The following is a 17,299-nucleotide window of genomic DNA, read 5'->3' as shown; positions in this document are numbered from 1 at the left end:
GGTCCATGCCCATCTCGCGCACGTGCGCGGCGTAGTTGCGGCCAACACAGTAGATGCGGCGAACGGGAAACTGGTCGTTGCCGCCAACCACGGGAATCGTAACGGCAGGAATGGGCGGAATTACAAAGGTCATGTGGGACTCCAGGATTGGGACCTGCAAGGTCAGGTTTCGGGGGCGATACGGGGGATGCGCAAGGCCCCCGTCATACGGACAGGCACGTCTCGGCCTTCCAGCCGTAGAGCCACTCCAGCGCGTCGTAGAAGCGCTCCGGCGAGCGGCTTTTCCACAGGGAATTGCGCACCAGGCGCTCCACGCCGGATGCGTGGCACAGGCGGCCGAACTCGCGGGTGGACAGCACGACGCGAGCGGTGCGGGTGATGCGGGCGTCCTGATACAGCGCAAAGGCGCGCACCAGATCGCCGTCGCACGCGCGTACGGCGGCACCGAGTGTGACGGCGTCTTCCACAGCCATGCATGCACCCTGCGCGAGGTACTGCAGCAGCGGATGCGCGGCATCGCCGAGCAGCGTGATGCGGCCGTGCGTCCATTGGCCGATAGGCTCGCGGTCTGCCGTGGCCCAGCGCCGCCAGGTCGGCGGCAGGCAGAGCAGGCTGTGCGGACGGGCATCGATGCCCTGGAAGTACGAAAGCACCTCCTCCCTGCTGCCATCGCTGACGCCCCAGGTTTCCTGCTGGCGGCTGTGGAACGTCACCACGAGGTTGTACTGCTCGCCGGCGCGGACCGGGTAATGCACGACGTGGCAGTTCGGCCCAACCCAGAGCACCGGTGCATTCCATTGCATGTCACGCGGAAAATGCTCGGCATCGATAACCGCGCGGTACACCACGTGCCCCGATACGCGCGGTGGATCGCCGACCAGTTGTTCGCGGATGGCGGACTTCACGCCGTCGGCGCCAATCAGGGCGCATCCCTGGTAGCTGTTGCCCTGTTYGTCGAATGCGGTAACGCCGTCCCCTGACTGCCTGACCTCGACGATGCGCGTGGCGGTGACAAACTCAATCCGGTCTGTCTCGCGCACACCCTCGAGCAGCGAATTGTGGACGTCGGCACGGTGCGTGACTGCATACGGATTGCCGAAGCGCTTGCGAAAGGCTTCGCCAACGGGGATATCGGCAACGGCTTTGCCGTCGATCGCATCGATCATCATCATGTGATCGGTGTAGACGGCGTGGCTGCGCGTGCGCTCGCCTACGCCAAGCGCGTCAAAGGCGGCGAAGGCATTGGGGCCGAACTGCACGCCAGCGCCGATTTCGCCGATGGCGCTGGCCTGCTCCAGCACCTTGACATGACAGCCCTCGCGCGAGAGCGCGAGCGCCGCCGCAAGGCCTCCGATGCCGCCACCGACTACGAGCACCGGGGCTGACTGAGTGGTATTACGCATGACACTCCTAGTTTCTCCGGGCGACACTTGCCACGATGATTCGTGACCGATGTCGCCTACAACGACTGCGATGAATGAAAGGGGGCTATTGAACGTCCAGCGCCGCAGGCAACGCGGCGCCCTCCTCCGGCGCGGCGCACACTACTCGCAGCACGACGATCGCGGCGGCGGCGATGGCGGCCGGCACGGCGCTGCACAGGAAGATGGCCTTGATGCTGAAGCCGCTCGCGAGCAAAGCGCCGACGATGAGCGGTCCGCTAACCTGGCCCATGCGGCCAAGCGCCATGGCCCAGCCCACGCCGGTGGCGCGCATCCCGCTCGGGTAGCTCAGCACGGCCAGGCTCAGCAGCCCGGAACTGCCGGCGCCCATGAAGATGCCGCACAGGGTGGCGGCGATCGCAAGCGAAGTCAGCGATTGCGTGGCATAGCCGAGCGACGACACGCTGAGCGCACCGAGCATGAACAGCAGCGGCAGCGTCAGGTATGGACCGAAGCGGTCCACGAGGCGGCCGCCAGCGGCGGTGCCCGCTACGCTGCCGAGATTGATCAAGGCGACCACGAGCGCGGCATCGTGTTCACCGATGCCCTCGCCGCGCAGCAGCGCAGGCGTCCACAGTACGAGCACGATCAACAGCACGAAGCACATGAAGAAGCTGGCCCAGAGCAGCAGCGTGGGAACGAGCCGCCCCCCCGAAAGCAGCCGCCGGAATGGCAAGCCACGCACGCGTTCCTCGGCATCGACATAGGTGACATGGCGATCGGACGCCGACGGGCGGCCAGCCATGCGCGCGACGATGGCGCGCACTGCATCCTGGCCGTCCTTGCGCCGGAGCAGGAACGGCAGCGATTCGGGCAGGCTCGCGATGACCAGCAGCGCAAGGCCCAGCGGCAGCACGCCACCGAGATAGAACAGTGGCGGCCAGCCGTAGTGCGGCACGATGTGCGAACTGACGAGCGCGCCCACGGCACCACCCAGCGGAAAGCCGGCATAGAGCACGCCGGTCATCATGCCGCGCATCGGCCGCGGGGTGTATTCGGCAGACAGCGCGAGCAGGTTCGGAATCGCGCCGCCAAGGCCCAGGCCAGCGAGAAACCGGACCAGTAGCAGCCCCGGCAGCGAGGGCGCGTGCGGCGTGAGCAAGGAGAATGCCGAGAAGATCAGGATTGCCGCCGCCAGCAGCCAGCGGCGGCCAAAACGGTCAGCCAGCGGGCCGAGCAGGAAGGCGCCAACCATGGCGCCCAGCAGGCCCGCGGAAAAGACCTGCCCGAATACCGCAATGGGAATGTCGAGCGAGGAAGACATGGCCTTGGCCGCAAAGCCGATCGCCTGGGTATCGAAGCCATCCATCAGCACGATGAGGAAGCAGACGATAAAGATGCGAAGCCGGTAGGCGCCAAGGGGCCGTGCGTCGATGATCGACGCAATGCTGATAGGGGGCGGGTACATGTGTCTCCTTGGATGCGCGATTTGTTCTGTGGTTGAGTCCTGCTCCGGCCGGCCTTGCCGCGCTGCGGGCCAATCCGGATGACGGAAGTCTCGTTCCTTGCCTATCATTCGGCAATCCAATGATGGGAATGACGGTCATGAACGAGGCGAATGATTTCGATATGAACCTGCTGCGCGTGTTTGATGCGCTGTGGCGGCACGGGCACCTGGGCAGGGCGGCCGAGGAGATTGGCGTGAGCCAGCCGGCCATGTCGCACGCGTTGCAGCGGATGCGCGACCAGCTCGGGGATCCCCTGTTCCTGAAGGTCCGTACGGGCATGCAGCCGTCGCCGCGCGCCGTGGCGCTGGCGCCTGTCGTGCAGGGCGTGTTATCGCAGGTGCGGGAGCACCTGTTGACGGCGCCGCACTTCGAGCCGGCGCAGGCGCGCAGGACCTTTACGCTGGCCCTGTCGGACGTGGGCGAAGCGGCTTTCTTGCCGCGACTGCTAGCGCGGCTTACGAAAGAGGCGCCGCATGTGGACGTGCATACGGTATCGGCACGGCACACGGACATCATGGATCAGCTCGAACGCGGCAGGATCGATTTGGCCATCGGCTACTATCCGGACCTCGGCGGTTCGGACGTGTTCCAACAGCGCCTGTTCCGGCACGGGTTCGTGTGCCTGGCGCGCATGGACCACCCGATTACACAGGGGCGCATAACGGCAGGACAGTTCCGGACGCTGTCTCATGCGGTGATTCAGAGCGAAAGCCGGAGTCAGGAGATCGTCGAGGCATATCTGCGCCAGCACGGCATCGTGCGGCGCGAGCTACTGCGTTCCCCGCACTTCCTCAGCATTCCGCTCGTGATCGCGTCGACCGATCTCGTCGTCACGGTACCGCTGCCGGTAGGCGAGTTGTTCGCGCGCATCGCGGATGTACAGGTCCTGGAGCCGCCGTTTCCGATTCCCGCTTTCGATCTCAAGCAGCACTGGCACCGCTGTCAGCATGACGACCCCGGCAATCGCTGGCTGCGGTCGGTCACGCAGGAACTCTTCGGCGAATCTGCTGGCGCATAGACGCGCAGGACGATCGCTCAGTTCGGTCCACAGCCGACGCCCAGGCGACACATCAGCGACACGTAGCCCGAGAGCTGACGCGCCGCGAGAGAGGCCTGACGCGAATTTGAAGGGATGCATGCAGCGACCTTCTTGGTAGTCATCCCCGACTCGCCACCGCAGCGCGCAAGAGTAGGAATACGCAGGCGCGCCTGATGGCTTTCCCTAGCTGCCGCCGCGGCATGCCGCCGATACACTCAGTCTGCTCATTCGACACGAGCACTTGACTGCAGGGAGGAGGAGGAGAAGCCCGGTAAGAGGATGACGGGGAGGAAGAGGATTGAGTCCGCCGCGCGGACTCGTTTTTTTCTGCGGCACGTGCCTGCCCTGCCTCACCGCGCCGCTGCGCGAAAAAAAGAGGCCCACACGCGTGGGCCTCCCTCGAACCTGCGGACATCGATCGCATCGCATGGAAGCTGACACCCCCCGCTTTCATTTCCATGCTCGCCGTTTGCGCCTGGCCAGGCGTCGTCCACTCTTGCTTTCGCGGTCAATGCGAAGCCGCCGGATCCGGATTCGGGAGAATCTGTGCAGGCATCTGGGCCCGTCGGCCACCGAACCGGATTCGCGGTGCAATTCTCGCGGCGATGCGCGTTCGGTGGAAGAGTAAGTCTACTCAATCGCGCGCCCGCGGGACGAAGGCGGATGCGTCAGGAAAAGCCTGGCGCCAATGTGCCTGCGCCGTGCGCGGCTTCCGCATCCACATCCACATCGGCATCGGCATCGGCATAGCGCAACGCAATCGCGCGGATCTCCTGCTCGGCCCGGACAAATGCATCGACGATGCGCGGATCGAAATGCTGCCCGCGTTGCTCCGTAACCATCTGCATTGCCACATCGTGCGACAGCGCCTTCTTGTAGACGCGTTCGCTGATCAGCGCGTCATAGACATCGGCGATCGCCATGATGCGCGCCGAGAGCGGTATGTCGTCGCCGGACAGGCCATCCGGATAGCCCTTGCCGTTCCATCTCTCATGATGCGACCGGGCTATCTCGCGGGCGATGCGCAGGAAGGAGTCGTCTGCGCCGAAATGCTTCTCGGCCTCGACGATGGCGGCGCAGCCGATGGTGGTGTGCTGCTTCATGATGTCGAACTCTTCCGGTGTCAATCGTCCCGGCTTGCGCAGGATGCGGTCGTCTATGCCGATCTTCCCCACATCATGCAAGGGCGCCGATTTGAAGAGGAGGTCGATGATCTCTGGCGTCAGGCGATCCCGGAATTCCGCCGTGCCTTGCAAGGTCCTGGCGATCGTCTTGACGTAGTGCTGCGTGCGATGGATATGCCCGCCGGTCTCGTTGTCGCGCGCCTCGACCAGCGAGGAGAGCGCGAAGATGGTCGCGTCCTGCGCCAGCGTCAGCGCCTGCGCGCGCCGGTACAGTTCGGCTTGCAGGCTGGAGGCGTGCTCGCGCAGCCGGCGGTTGGCAAGGCGCAGCGAAAGATGGGTCGCCACCCTCGCCCTGAGCACGCGCGGGTTCACCGGCTTGACGATGTAGTCGACGGCACCGGCTTCGAAGCCTCTGGATTCGCCTTCGCTCTCGGGCGATGCGGTCAGCAGGATGACCGGCACGTCCGCGGTCGCCGGGTCCGAGGCGAGGTGGCTGCAAGCCTGGTAGCCGTTCATGCCTGGCATGACCACGTCCAGCAGGACGATGTCGGGCGTGCCGGCGCGGGCGGCCTCCAGCGCGGCCTCGCCGCTGGCGACCGCGCGTATCTCGTACAGGTCCTCCAGCAACGAGGAAATGATGAGGATGTTCTCCGGCGTGTCGTCGACCAGCAGCACGCTCGGCAGGGCGGACTGGGCGGCGGGCGCCGGAAAGCGCTGTGACGTGGCCGATGTGGCCGATGTGGCGGGCAACGAAACGGGCAATGAAGCGGCGTTCATAGGGTCGTCGGTCAACTGCGCTGGTCCGTGGTGGCCACTCTGCGCCAGGCCGCTTCCATCGGCACCGGCGCGAGAGCGAGTTCGAGACATCCGGGGGAAAGGAGGCAAGCACCTCCTGCCGGTCCGGGACATCGGGCCGGCGTTGCCGCGTCCCAATTGTCCGAATCCGCCCCATGTGCGCAAAGAGTAGTTCTACTCAGGCCGCGGCTTCAGGATACCGCCGGCAAGCACCCGCGGATCGAAGCCATCAGCGCGCCATAGTCAGAATCGAACGAGGCAAGCTGCGCGGCGTCGATGCAGTTGCCCTGGATGCCCTTCTCGATTGCTGCGCAACGGCTTGCGAGCCCGCCTGCGCCGATGGTCGCCAGGACGGATTTCAGGCTATGGGCCAGCAGGATGGCTTCCTCGGCCTGGCCCTGGATGGCGCAGGCCTTCAGGCGCCATGCGGCGTCATGGCGTGCGGCGAGCGTGCGCTCCAGCAGGCGCAGGTAAAGCTGCCGCCTGCCCATCACATGGCGCAAACCCGTCTCGACCGAAAGGCCGTCGATCCCGCGCAGCGACTGGATGACGTCTTCGTCCGTCCGGCTGTGACCCGCCCTGACTGCATCTCCCAAGGCCGGCGGCGCGCCCGGGCCGGCGGATAGCCAGCGCCCCAGCATCGTGTCCAGCAGCCTGGGATCCACCGGCTTGGCGATATGGTCGTTCATGCCGCTGCGCAGGCAACGCTCGCGGTCTTCCTGTGTTGCGTTCGCGGTGAATGCCAGGATCGGAATGGCGGCGTACCTGGCATCCGCGCGCAGCAGCCTGGTCACCTCGAAGCCGTCCAGCTTGGGCAGGTGGATGTCCATCAGCACGAGGTCGAACTGCGCCGCGGCCACGGCGGACAATCCGGCCTCGCCGTCCCTGGCCACCACCACGGCGATGCCGGCCGCCTCGAGCAATTCCTTGACGACCTCCTGGTTGATTTCGTTGTCCTCCACCACCAGGACCCGCTTGCCCTGCCATCGCGGGGAAGCTGCCAGCTCGCCGTCCTGCGCGCGGCCGGGGCCATCGGCCTGCCCTGCCGGCATCTCGGCCACGTGCCGGGCGGCACCGCCCTGGCTGCGCGCGGGCTCCGGCGGCTGGGCGCGCGCGTGGCTGCCATGAAGCCTGCTCCATCCCCTGGCGAACGCGGCGGCGCAATTGTCGGCCCCGGCGCCGCGATCCTGGCGCGCGACCAGCATGTCGAGCGAGAACGTACTGCCCATGCCCGGCTCGCTCTCCACGAAGACGGTGCCACCCATCATGGTGGCCAGGCTCTTCGAGATCGCCAGGCCCAGCCCGGCGCCGTCGAAGCGCCGCGCGGTCGTCCCGTCCAGCTGGTGGAAGGGCGTGAAGAGCGACGCAAGCGCGTGCGGCTCGATGCCGAGGCCGGAGTCCTGGACTTCGAACAACAGCCGCACCTCGGCACGGCTAAGGTACCTGGCGCGGACCCTGATGGTCACCCGCCCGTGATCGGTGAACTTGACCGCATTGCCGACAAAGTTGATCAGTATCTGGCCGATGCGCAGCGCGTCGCCCGTCAGATACTCCGGCACGGTGTCCTGTATGTCCACCGTGATCACGATGTTCTTCGACGTCGCCCGCTCCAGGAACAGGCCGGCGACATGCTCGATCGTCTGCGACAGCTCGAACGCGCACGACTGCGGCGTGAGCTTGCCGGCCTCGATCTTGGAGAAATCCAGCACGTCGTTCACCACGCCGAGCAGATGCCTGCCGGAGGTTGCGATCCTGCCGAGATAGTGCTCCAGCCGCCGGCTGTCCCGGGCCCGCTGGGCAAGGTGGGTCATGCCAATGATGCCGTTGAGCGGGGTGCGGATTTCATGGCTCATATTGGCCAGGAACTGCGCCTTCGCCCGCGCGGCGCCTTCGGCCACTTCCCTGGCCGTGTCGAGCTCCTGCGTGCGCTCCCTGATCTTCTGCTCGAGGTTGATCGTCAGCGCCTCCAGCGCGCGCCGGTTCCCCTCCGATTCCGTGATGTCGGTCACCACCGCCCCAATGCCCGCGACCCGGCTGTTGTCCCCCGCCAGCACGGGAAACTTGACCAGGTGATAGATCCGTTCCTCGCCGCGCGCGCGCTTCAGGACATGCACCTGATCCTGTGCCTGCCCGGACGCCAGTACGAGATGATGCGTCGAGCGGATGATTTCCGCGGAGACGGGGTTCGCCACGGCCTCCCAGGCATTCTTGCCGACCAGCGCTTCCGCGTCCGCGCCAATGGCATCGCCATAGGCGCGGTTTGCCATGATGACGGTCCCGTCGGTCGTGGCGCAGGAAAAGCCGACCGGCACATGCTTGCGGAATGCCAGCCATCGCTCGTCGTTTTCGGCGGCGCTGCGCCGGCTGCGCCAGTGCACCGCGGTCAGGGCGACGATCAGGCCGACCGAGATGGTCGTCAGGCCAATGATCGCGCGCCTCGCCAGATCATAGAACTGATAGGCCTCCGCGGCATCCTGCTCGACGATGATGCCCATGTCCAAGCCCGGCAGCCAATGGCCCATGCCGACCACGCTGCGCCCGCGCATGTCGGTGTAGTGGTCAAGCACCGGCGTCGTGGCCCGCCTGTTCTCGAGCAGGTGCGATGCCACGCTCGTCAGCCCGGTGGTGCCATCGCTGCCTAGCGGCCGCTGCTTCGGCTGCACGCGCTGCGGCACGCGCGCCCACAGCCCATAGGGCGCACCCCGCCCGGCTGCCTCGGGGATCCGCACTTCGCCGGCAAGGCGGCTCGGGGACAGCAGGCGGCCCTCGGCATCGATCACGTAGGCGTTACCGGTCTTGCCCCCCCACCCCGAACGCAGGATCTCGAACAGCCTCAGACCCGGGTTCATGCGAAGGCACAGGACGGCAATCAGTTCGCCTTCATCGCGTACCGCGGAGCAGACCAGCTGGAACAGGGTTCCCCGAGGGCGCTCGGTGCCGTTGACATCGATCGGCAAGGGCGCCGGGATCGGCGCCGTGACGCCGAAGCCCGAGGCCATTGCGCGTTCGACCGCAATGCGCGCGGCGGAGGTGGCGACAGGCTCCGATATGTACGAAGTGCTGCTCGCCGCGACAATGATCCGGTCGGGCGAGATCAGGCTATATCCCTCGAAACCGCGGCTTCGGTAGATGGCGGTGATCCAGGCGTCGAACTCGGCTCGCGTGGAGATGTCGCCACGTGCCCGCATGACGTGCTTCGCCAGGTGGATGAGGTACTGCGCCTCGACGATGGTCCGGACCCGGTCCGCGCTGTCTTCCAGCAGGGAATCCGTCATCCTGACAACGGCCTCCATCGAGGAGCGCCGGTACATCGAAGCCTGCTCCCTGACCTCGTCCTGCAGCAGGCCGAGCACGTGGATGCAGAGCAGGATCAGCAGGCCGATGGCAATCGCGGTCGTCACCACGATGGAGCTGGCTTGCCTGCTGAAGACTCTCCGGACCGACTGCAGCGCGCGCGCAAGAACCATCATGGCTTTCTGTGAGGCAAGTGGGCAACTGCGTGGCGGGAACATGGCGCAGCCGGGATGGCGGGCACCGCAGGCGGATCGCGCTGCGGGCAGGCGGCGCAACGGGTTGCGAAGCGCCAGGAAGACGGCGGGCGGATACAAGGTCACCTCGGGCCGTTGCATCGCAATTTGCCGCCGGGCGGCATTTTCGGGGAGATGGACCCCTGTCACAAGAGTAAAAGTACCTAGGCCGCCGAAGCCCCTGCGCGAGGTGGCCTCCGGATCGCCAAAGCGACCTGCAGTGCGCCCGGGCACCGGGCCGGCCGTGCGCGGTGAGTACTAATACTCTTTTCCACCGGCCCCGCAACCGCCATATTTGCCCCCGCACGAGAGCAAGAGGGTGCGCCTCGGCGCAGCCATGCGCGCCGAGGCCGAATGCGAAGCCGGGATAACCGGACGCACGTATGCAGGGATGCAGGGATGCAGAAAACGGGATGCGGAAAACAGTGAGTCAGGGTATCGGCACGGCCAACAACAGGTATTCAGATTGCGGAGCCGACGAGGGAAACCGCGATCGCCACCGCAGGCGTATCGACGAGTGGCTCCTCGCCGTCGCCAAGGGAAACACCTCGTGCGGCTATGACGACTGGCTTCAGCGCACCATCGACGACCAGCACAGAGCCAAGCACCCCCACGGCGACCAGCGGGCAATGTCGCCCATGTCGAAGCTGCTGCGCCAGGGCGACATCGTCTTCCAGCTTGAGCACGGCGCCCGCTATGAGGTCCGGCACGACAAGGAAGGCACCCGGGTATTCGTCTGCATGTTCGATGACGAAACGCCGTATATCGCCTTCGAGGATACGCGCAGTGGCATACGTTTCCCGTGGATCACGGTGCAGGGCGTGTTTCGCCAGAGCGAGCTCAGGACCATCAGGAAGCTCTGACGGCCGTTGCCCCGCGGGGCAACGGCGATGAAGAGCCGCGACGCCACAGGCCCGCGCGGCATACGCCGGCCACCTCGGGCACTGCGTCCGGCGCGCCAGGGGACGCGCCCTAGGCCGCGGCGTGCAGCAGCCTGACCAGTTCGGCAACCGAGCCGATCTCGAGCTTCTCCGTCAGGCGCGCCCTGTGGTTCTCCACGGTGCGCACGCTCAGGCCCATGTCCTCGGATATGGTCCGGCTCGATTTGCCTGCCGCCACCAGTTCGGCTACCTCGCGCTCGCGCCGCGACAGCAGTGCAAGCCTGGCGTGCCGCCTGGCCATCGCGATGCGCGAAGCATGCAGGGATTTGCTGTGTTTCAGCGCTTCCGAGACCACCGCCACCAGGCGTTCGCCGTCGACGGGCTTCTCCAGGAAATCGAAGGCCCCGACCTTCATGGCCTGCACCACCGACGGGATCTCGGCGTGGCCCGAGACAAAAATGATCGGCAAGCTGATGCCGGTCTCCGACAGCCGTCTTTGCACATCGAGGCCACCGATCTCCGGCATGCGCAGATCGCAGATAAGACACTCGCTTGGCCCGGGCCTGTAAGCACCCAGAAAGTCCTGCGCCGACGCAAAGGTGCGAATGCTGAGACCCGGCTTGCGCAGCAACTCCCGGTATAGCCACAGCATCGTCTCGTCGTCGTCCAGGACAAATACCACCTGCTCCTCCCAAACCATCGACGTACTCCGAATCACACAAGAAGACCCATCCTAAGGGGGGAACGATTGGCGGGTAATCCGGGGCGACACGGATTTAGAGGCTATCCTCTAAAAAGCGCCGGGCCTTCGAAGTGACTCGGCCGCACCCCGGACAAGTGCAGCCCGATGCACGACAGCGCCGGCGGTGTCGGTGTCGAAGCAAATCCGCCGCCCCCGGCCGCGCACGCCCGACCTGCCAGGCATTGAGTATTTCCACTCTTGCGCCACGCGCGTGGCTTTCCGATGATCGCAGACGTCCCTTGCCGCCCCAGAGGAGCGCTTGCATGAAAGGCATCGTCAGCGCGCACTATATCCGCCGCCAGCTCGAGCGGCTGGGCATTCCGTGCCTGTCGGACACCGACGAGCCGGGCATGCCGGGCGTGGTTGTCGTCAGCGACCGCCTCCATATCGCCGTCTTCGGCGCGGCCGCGTCCTTCCGCCTTGTCTCGCGCCTGCCTGACGGCGCCTTCCTCTTCCACGCCGAAACCGACTCGCTCGATATCCTGCACCAGCAAGTGCTGCACGAACTTTCGTCCGCGAGCCCGCCTTACGGCCCCGCCCGGCATTGAGTGTCCCGGCGCCGGCCACGGCAAGACAGGCCCGCTCGCGTCGGGCATGGCGCCAGGCCTCAACCATCAGCTTGCGCCTGAGCCGGGCCTCGCCACCCGCCATCAGCCGCGTGACGCGGCTTCCCTGCGCCTCGAGCGCCACCCTGATCAGGTGAACCGCACGCACACGGCAGCCAGGCGATACCAGGGCCGCCTCAGTCCGGCACCACCGCGGTGACCTCGATCTCCACCTTGGCGCGGTCCTCGATCAGCGCCGAGACTTCCACCGCGGTCATGGCGGCGTTGAAGCTGCCGATGATCTCGCGGAAAGCCTTGCCGATCTCCGCATAGGCCGCGATGTATGCGCGCTTGTCGGTCACGTACCAGGTCATGCGCACGATGTGCTCGGGCCTGGCGTCGCCGGCCTCCAGCACCTCGACGATGTTCTGCAGCGCCTGGCGTACCTGGCCGGCGAGGTCGTCGGTATGGAAGACGCCATCGGCGTCCCAGCCGATCATGCCGGCCACGAATACCGAACGCCCGCGGGCGGACACGCCGTTGGCATAGCCGCGCGGGCGCGGCCAGCCGGGAGGAAGAAGGACTTGCATATCAATGGCTCCGTTCGTTTGATCATTGCATCCGCCCCGCCGGCCATTGCCGGCAGCGCGGACGGGTTCACCGTGGCTCGTGCAGCTTGAAGCGCTGCAGCTTGCCGGTCTGGGTGCGCGGCAGCCTGTCGGTGAATTCGACGGCGCGCGGGTACTTGTATGGCGCGACGGTCTGCTTGACGAAGTCCTGCAGCGTCCTGACCATCGCCTCGTCGCCGTCCTGCCCGGGGCGCAGCACGACGAAGGCCTTGACGATCTGGCCGCGTTCGTCGTCGGGCACCCCGATCACCGCGCACTCGGCCACCGACGGATGCAGGATCAGCGCGTCCTCCACCTCGGGCGCGGCGATGTTGTAGCCGGAGGAGATGATCATGTCGTCGGTGCGCGCCTGGTAGAAGAAGTAGCCATCGGCATCCATCAGGTAGGCATCGCCCGTGACGTTCCAGCCGTCCTGCACGTAGGAGGCCTGGCGCGCGTCGGCCAGGTAGCGGCAGCCGGTCGGGCCTTGCACGGCAAGGCGGCCCACGGTGCCCGGCGGCACTTCCCTGCCCTGTGCGTCCACCACCCGGGCGCGGTAGCCGGGCACCGGCCTGCCGGTGGCGCCAGGACGCGCATCGGCCTCGTCGTGCGAAATGAAGATGTGCAGCATCTCGGTCGCACCGATGCCGTCGATCAGCTCGATGCCGGTGGCGTCCTTCCACAATGCGCGCGTGGCCGCGGGCAGAACCTCGCCGGCCGATACGCACTTGCGCAGGCGCGTGCGGCGCACCTCGACGCTGCGCGCGGCCAGCGTGCGGTAGGACGTGGGCGCGGTGAACAGCACCGTGGCGCCGAAGTCCTTGATGCCATCGAGCAGTTGCGGCGGGCTGGCCTTCTCGAGCAGCACGGTGGAAGCGCCGACCGACATCGGAAACAAGACCAGTCCGCCCAGCCCGAAGGTGAATGCCAGCGGCGGGCTGCCGATGAATACATCGTCTTCGGTGGCCCGCAGCACGTGACGCGGCCAGCAGGCCCAGATGGCCATGACGTCGCGGTGGTAGTGCATGGTGGCCTTGGGCACGCCGGTGGTGCCCGAGGTAAAGCCGAAGATGCAGGTGTCCTCGGCCGCCGTGTCCACGTTGTCGAAGCGCGGCGAGGCGCGCTCCATGGCGGCCTCGAGGCTGTCGGGCCCGCCATGGTTGAAATGGCGCATCTGACGTAGCGAAGGCGCCTCGAGCGCGGTCAGGCGCAACTCCCCTGCCAGCGCGGCGTCGCACAGCGCGTGCGTGACCTTGCCGATCTCGACGATGGCCTTCAGTTCCTTGGCGCGCAACAGCGGCATGGTAGCCACGGCGATGGCGCCCGCCTTCATCACGGCGAACCAGCAAGCCACCAGCATGGGGTTGTTGGGCGCGCGTAGCAGCACGCGGTTGCCCGGCACCAGGCCCATGTCGCCGACCAGCACATTGGCGATGCGGTTGGCCTTCTCCTGCAGGTCGGCATAGGTCCAGGCAAGCCCGGGCGCGCGGATGCAGACGCGCTCTCCCCGGCCCTGTTCGATATGCCGGTCGAGCAATTCCGTGGCGCAGTTCAGGCGCTGCCCGAACTGCAATTCGGGCAGCGCGAACAGGTATGCCGGCTGCAGTGCGGCCGGCGGCAGGTTGTCGCGGGCAAAGGTATCGACGTGAGCGCTTTCGGCCATGCCGCTGTCTCCTGGGGTGCTATGTGAATGGCCTTGCGCCAGCCTCTGTGGTCAGTTCGCGGCGACGGCTTTCTCGCGCGCGAAGATGGCCTCCATCTGGCCCTTGGCCGAACGGTATTGCTGCGGCCAGGCGACCGGCGTGTAGCCGATCTTCGCTGCCTCGGTCAGCGTCCAGGCCGGGTTGGCCAGGTGCGGACGGGCCACCGCGCACAGGTCGGCGCGGCCGGCGGCGAGGATGCTGTTGGCATGGTCGGCTTCGCTGATGGCGCCCACCGCAATGGTCGGGATGCCGGCTTCCTGGCGGATGCGGTCGGCGAACGGCGTCTGGAACATGCGCCCGTAGACCGGCTTCTCCTTCTTGCTGACCTGGCCCGACGAGCAGTCGATCATGTCGGCGCCAGCCGCCTTGAAGGCCCTGGCGATCTCGACCGCGTCGTCGGGCGTGATGCCGCCTTCGACCCAGTCATGCGCGGAAATACGCACCGACATCGGCTTGTTCGCGGGCCATGCGGCGCGGACCGCCGCGAATACTTCCAGCGGGTAGCGCAGGCGGTTGGCCAGGCCGCCGCCGTATTCGTCGGTGCGATGATTGGTCAGCGGCGAGATAAAGCTCGACARCAGGTAGCCGTGCGCGCAATGCAGCTCGAGCCAGTCCACGCCGATCTCCGCCGCGGCCCTGGCGGCGTTGACGAACCCGGCCCTGACCTCGTTCATGTCGTGCCGGGTCATTTCGCGCGCGGTCTGGCTCACGCCTGCCAGGTACTGCTGCGGCGAGGCGGAGATGACCGGCCAGTTGCCGGATGCCAGCGGCTGGTCGATGCCCTCCCAGGCCAGGCGGGTCGATGCCTTGGCACCGGCGTGCCCGATCTGCATGGCGAACTTCGCATCCGTGTTGGCGTGGATCCAGTCCACGATGCGCTGCCACGCGGCCTGGTGTTCCGGCTCGTACATGCCGGGGCATCCCGGCGTGATGCGGCCTTCGGCGCTGACGCAGGTCATCTCGGCGAACACCAGTCCGGCGCCGCCCATGGCCCGCGCGCCGAGATGCACCAGGTGATAGTCGCCGGGCACGCCGTCGACCGCCGAGTACTGCGCCATCGGCGAGACCACGATGCGGTTCTTGAGCGTGACGCCGCGCACGGTGTATGGCGTGAACATCGGCGGCGGCGGCACCGCGTCGTGCGCGGCCGGCACGCCGGCGCGCTGCGCGAGCCAGCGCTCGTAGCCTTCGAGCCACTGCTTGTCGCGCAGGCGCAGGTTCTCGTGGCTGATGCGCTGGCTGCGCGTGAGCATGGAATACATGAACTGCGGCGCCTCGAACTGGTCGCAATAGCGTTCGCCGCAGACCTCGAACCACTCCATGGCGTTCCACGCCGCGTTCTGCAGGCGCAGCGTCTCGATGCGTCGCGCCTCCTGGTAGCGCGTGAGCACTTGCTCGATGTGCTCGGGGCTGTCGCCCAGCAGCTGGAACTGGCGGGTCAGCTCGATCGCATCCTCGATGGCGAGCTTGGTGCCCGAGCCGATGGCGAAGTGCGCGGTGTGCACGGCGTCGCCCATCAGCACCACGTGGCTGCCCTGTGCGTTGCGCAGCCACCACTGTTCGCACACCACGCGCTGGAAATTCAGCCAGGCCGAGCCGCGCAGGTGACGCGCGTTGGTCATCAGCTTCGCGCCTTGCAGGTTGTTGGCGAACAGCGTCTCGCAGAAGGCGATCGACTGGTCCTGGTCGGCCTTGTCCAGGCCGTGCGCCAGCCAGACATGCTCGGGGCATTCGACGATGAAGGTGGTGGTCTTGTCGTCGAACTTGTAGACATGGGCCTGGAACCAGCCGTGCTCGGTCTTCTCGAACAGGAAGGTGAAGGCATCGTAGAGCTTGTGCGTGCCCAGCCAGATATAGCGGTTGGGGCGCACCGCCACGTCGGGCCTGAAGACCGCGGCGTGCTTCTCGCGGATCCGGGAATTGATGCCGTCGCTGGCGATGACGAGGTCGGCGTCGGCATAGTCGGCATCGGAAGCCGCTTCCGTCTCGAACACCAGCTCGACGCCCAACTGCTCGCAACGCGCCTGCAGGATATTGAGCAGCTTCTTGCGGCCGATGCCCACGAAGCCGTGGCCGCCGGAGCGGATCACCTCGCCCTTGAACTCCAGCTCGATGTCGTCCCAGTGATTGAAGGCCTGCTGGATCGCGCCGRCCGTGACCGGATCCCAGCGGCGCATGTTCTCCATGGTGGCATCCGAGAACACCACGCCCCAGCCGAACGTGTCATAGGGCTTGTTGCGTTCCACCACGACGATGTCGTGCCGCGGATTCTGCTGCTTCATGAGCAGCGCGAAGTACAGGCCGGCGGGGCCGCCACCGATGCAAACGATCTTCATGACCAGGTCTCCTCGAGCTTCCGCTCCTTCGTCCATCCGTTCTTGCGGGGCGCGTATTTAATTTAGGCTTAGATAGTTTAAATGTCAACTAATTAAGCGGATGGAGTCCGCGAGGAAGAACGAGGGGGGGTCAGACATTGCGGCTACGCGCGCCTTTGCGCGCGCGAAAAATGCCTGATCAGCCGCAGCCCTGCGCTAACCGGCGGCAGGCCCTGGCGATGTTTGCCGCCAGGGCGGCGGCATCGCTCTCACTCCGGCTGCGCATGCTCGAATGCTTGCCGCAACTGGCCCGCCAGCCGCATGAGATGCGGCTTGAGTTCACGGCTGGCCGCCGCCACGCCGGCGCGCGTGGAGGTGCTGACGTTGAGTACATGGAGGGGATAGTGGCCGAGCTGCATGGGCGTGGACAGGGCCACCACCTCGGGCTGCCAGCTGGCGGCGCACCAGCCGTGCCGCTGCACATGCTCGATGGCCTGCAGGATCTGCGCCTCCAGCTCCGGCCAGTGCGCGGGGAAGCGATGGCGGAACTGCTGCATCAATGCGCCGCGCTCTTCCGCTGGCGTGGCCGCCAGCCACGCGCGGCCCAGCGAGGTCAGCGGCATCGGCACGCGCTGCCCTGTCACCACGTTGCGCAGCGACGCCTTGCGGCTGTAGCGGATCGACTCCAGGTAGACCATCTCGTCCTGGTCCGCCATCGCCAGCCCGACGTTGATGTGCTCTGCCTGCGCCAGTTCGCGCATCAGCGGAGCGGCCAGTTGCAGCACCGTCGATCCGGTGCGCATGGCATGCGCCAGGCTCAGCACCGGCACGCCCAGGCGGTAGGCACGCAGGTCGGGATCGTATTGCAGGAAACCGGTGTCGACCAGGCTTTGCGTCAGGCGGCTGACGGTCGAGCGGGCCAGGCCGGTGCGCTCGGCCAGTTCGCCGTTGCCGAGCACCTCGGAGCCGGGCCGGAACGCACGCAGCAGCGCGATGCCGCGCTCCAGCGAGCGGTTGGCGAGCTGGTTGGCCGGCCGGCCGCGCGCGCGGCTGTTTGCATCCTCCGAATCCACGGCGCTCTCCGATGGCATGGGCGCGCCTGCGGCGGCGCTTGAGGCGCGGCATTTCCG

General features: G+C 66.6%; 12 protein-coding genes and 1 pseudogene. 3 read left to right on the top strand and 10 right to left on the bottom strand.

All coding sequences use genetic code 11. From position 1 onward, the window contains the following. The 3 genes and pseudogenes from AC1DO7_RS29430 to AC1DO7_RS29420 form a co-directional block, all read right to left on the bottom strand. Positions 1-133: pseudogene (locus AC1DO7_RS29430) on the bottom strand (fumarylacetoacetate hydrolase family protein); the annotation flags it as partial. 70 nt (positions 134-203) lie between these two features. Next, positions 204-1,403 (bottom strand): 3-hydroxybenzoate 6-monooxygenase, encoded by a 1,200-nt coding sequence (locus AC1DO7_RS29425; RefSeq protein ID WP_477116879.1) that lies wholly within the window; start codon positions 1,401-1,403, stop codon positions 204-206. A gap of 85 nt (positions 1,404-1,488) precedes the next feature. Continuing rightward, complete coding sequence (locus tag AC1DO7_RS29420) at positions 1,489-2,850, bottom strand: MFS transporter (RefSeq protein WP_441622798.1); 1,362 nt, start codon at positions 2,848-2,850, stop codon at positions 1,489-1,491. 137 nt (positions 2,851-2,987) lie between these two features. On the opposite strand from AC1DO7_RS29420, the gene AC1DO7_RS29415 reads away from it, so the two are divergent. Further along, positions 2,988-3,908: a LysR family transcriptional regulator gene (locus tag AC1DO7_RS29415; protein ID WP_441622800.1), complete on the top strand. Its 921-nt coding sequence runs from the start codon at positions 2,988-2,990 to the stop codon at positions 3,906-3,908. 689 nt (positions 3,909-4,597) lie between these two features. Here the strand turns inward: AC1DO7_RS29415 and AC1DO7_RS29410 are convergent. Further along, positions 4,598-5,845, bottom strand: coding sequence for an HD-GYP domain-containing protein (locus AC1DO7_RS29410; RefSeq protein ID WP_441622802.1), 1,248 nt, complete (start codon positions 5,843-5,845; stop codon positions 4,598-4,600). Between the two features lie 194 nt (positions 5,846-6,039). Next, the gene (locus AC1DO7_RS29405) at positions 6,040-9,318 is read right to left on the bottom strand and encodes a response regulator (RefSeq protein WP_441622804.1); all 3,279 of its coding nucleotides are present in this window, start codon (positions 9,316-9,318) and stop codon (positions 6,040-6,042) included. A gap of 482 nt (positions 9,319-9,800) precedes the next feature. Between AC1DO7_RS29405 and AC1DO7_RS29400 the strand changes: the two genes are divergently transcribed. After that, positions 9,801-10,238, top strand: a complete 438-nt coding sequence (locus tag AC1DO7_RS29400; protein ID WP_441622806.1) for a hypothetical protein — start codon at positions 9,801-9,803, stop codon at positions 10,236-10,238. Positions 10,239-10,347: 109 nt separating this feature from the next. Here the strand turns inward: AC1DO7_RS29400 and AC1DO7_RS29395 are convergent, their stop codons facing one another. Further along, positions 10,348-10,956, bottom strand: coding sequence for a response regulator transcription factor (locus AC1DO7_RS29395; protein ID WP_441622808.1), 609 nt, complete (start codon positions 10,954-10,956; stop codon positions 10,348-10,350). 305 nt (positions 10,957-11,261) lie between these two features. On the opposite strand from AC1DO7_RS29395, the gene AC1DO7_RS29390 reads away from it, so the two are divergent. Further along, a complete protein-coding gene (locus AC1DO7_RS29390; protein WP_441622810.1) occupies positions 11,262-11,546 on the top strand; it encodes a hypothetical protein in 285 nt (94 codons plus the stop codon). Between the two features lie 194 nt (positions 11,547-11,740). Here AC1DO7_RS29390 and AC1DO7_RS29385 read toward each other — a convergent pair whose 3' ends face one another. The 4 genes from AC1DO7_RS29385 to AC1DO7_RS29370 all read right to left on the bottom strand — a co-directional run bounded on the left by AC1DO7_RS29385 (position 11,741) and on the right by AC1DO7_RS29370 (position 17,260). Continuing rightward, on the bottom strand, positions 11,741-12,133 hold the full coding sequence (locus AC1DO7_RS29385) for a RidA family protein (protein WP_441622812.1): 393 nt from the start codon (positions 12,131-12,133) through the stop codon (positions 11,741-11,743). A gap of 67 nt (positions 12,134-12,200) precedes the next feature. Then, the gene (locus AC1DO7_RS29380) at positions 12,201-13,814 is read right to left on the bottom strand and encodes an AMP-binding protein (RefSeq protein ID WP_441622814.1); all 1,614 of its coding nucleotides are present in this window, start codon (positions 13,812-13,814) and stop codon (positions 12,201-12,203) included. A gap of 51 nt (positions 13,815-13,865) precedes the next feature. Beyond that, positions 13,866-16,190: a bifunctional salicylyl-CoA 5-hydroxylase/oxidoreductase gene (locus AC1DO7_RS29375; RefSeq protein ID WP_477116878.1), complete on the bottom strand. Its 2,325-nt coding sequence runs from the start codon at positions 16,188-16,190 to the stop codon at positions 13,866-13,868. 248 nt (positions 16,191-16,438) lie between these two features. After that, positions 16,439-17,260 carry an IclR family transcriptional regulator gene (locus AC1DO7_RS29370; RefSeq protein ID WP_441622818.1) on the bottom strand — a complete coding sequence of 274 codons (822 nt, stop codon included), beginning with the start codon at positions 17,258-17,260 and terminating at the stop codon, positions 16,439-16,441. Positions 17,261-17,299: the final 39 nt, after the last annotated feature.

It is taken from the genome of Cupriavidus sp. 05N40 (assembly GCF_056397305.1).
This window is presented reverse-complemented; position numbering and strand designations above follow the sequence as displayed.

Excerpts from the sequence above, each read along its gene's own strand:
- AC1DO7_RS29380 (WP_441622814.1), bottom strand. The coding sequence starts at position 13,814 with ATGGCCGAAAGCGCTCACGTCGATACCTTTGCCCGCGACAACCTGCCG.
- AC1DO7_RS29370 (WP_441622818.1), bottom strand. The coding sequence starts at position 17,260 with ATGCCATCGGAGAGCGCCGTGGATTCGGAGGATGCAAACAGCCGCGCG.
- AC1DO7_RS29385 (WP_441622812.1), bottom strand. The coding sequence starts at position 12,133 with ATGCAAGTCCTTCTTCCTCCCGGCTGGCCGCGCCCGCGCGGCTATGCC.
- AC1DO7_RS29420 (WP_441622798.1), bottom strand. The coding sequence starts at position 2,850 with ATGTACCCGCCCCCTATCAGCATTGCGTCGATCATCGACGCACGGCCC.
- AC1DO7_RS29405 (WP_441622804.1), bottom strand. The coding sequence starts at position 9,318 with ATGATGGTTCTTGCGCGCGCGCTGCAGTCGGTCCGGAGAGTCTTCAGC.
- AC1DO7_RS29415 (WP_441622800.1), top strand. The coding sequence starts at position 2,988 with ATGAACGAGGCGAATGATTTCGATATGAACCTGCTGCGCGTGTTTGAT.
- AC1DO7_RS29395 (WP_441622808.1), bottom strand. The coding sequence starts at position 10,956 with ATGGTTTGGGAGGAGCAGGTGGTATTTGTCCTGGACGACGACGAGACG.
- AC1DO7_RS29390 (WP_441622810.1), top strand. The coding sequence starts at position 11,262 with ATGAAAGGCATCGTCAGCGCGCACTATATCCGCCGCCAGCTCGAGCGG.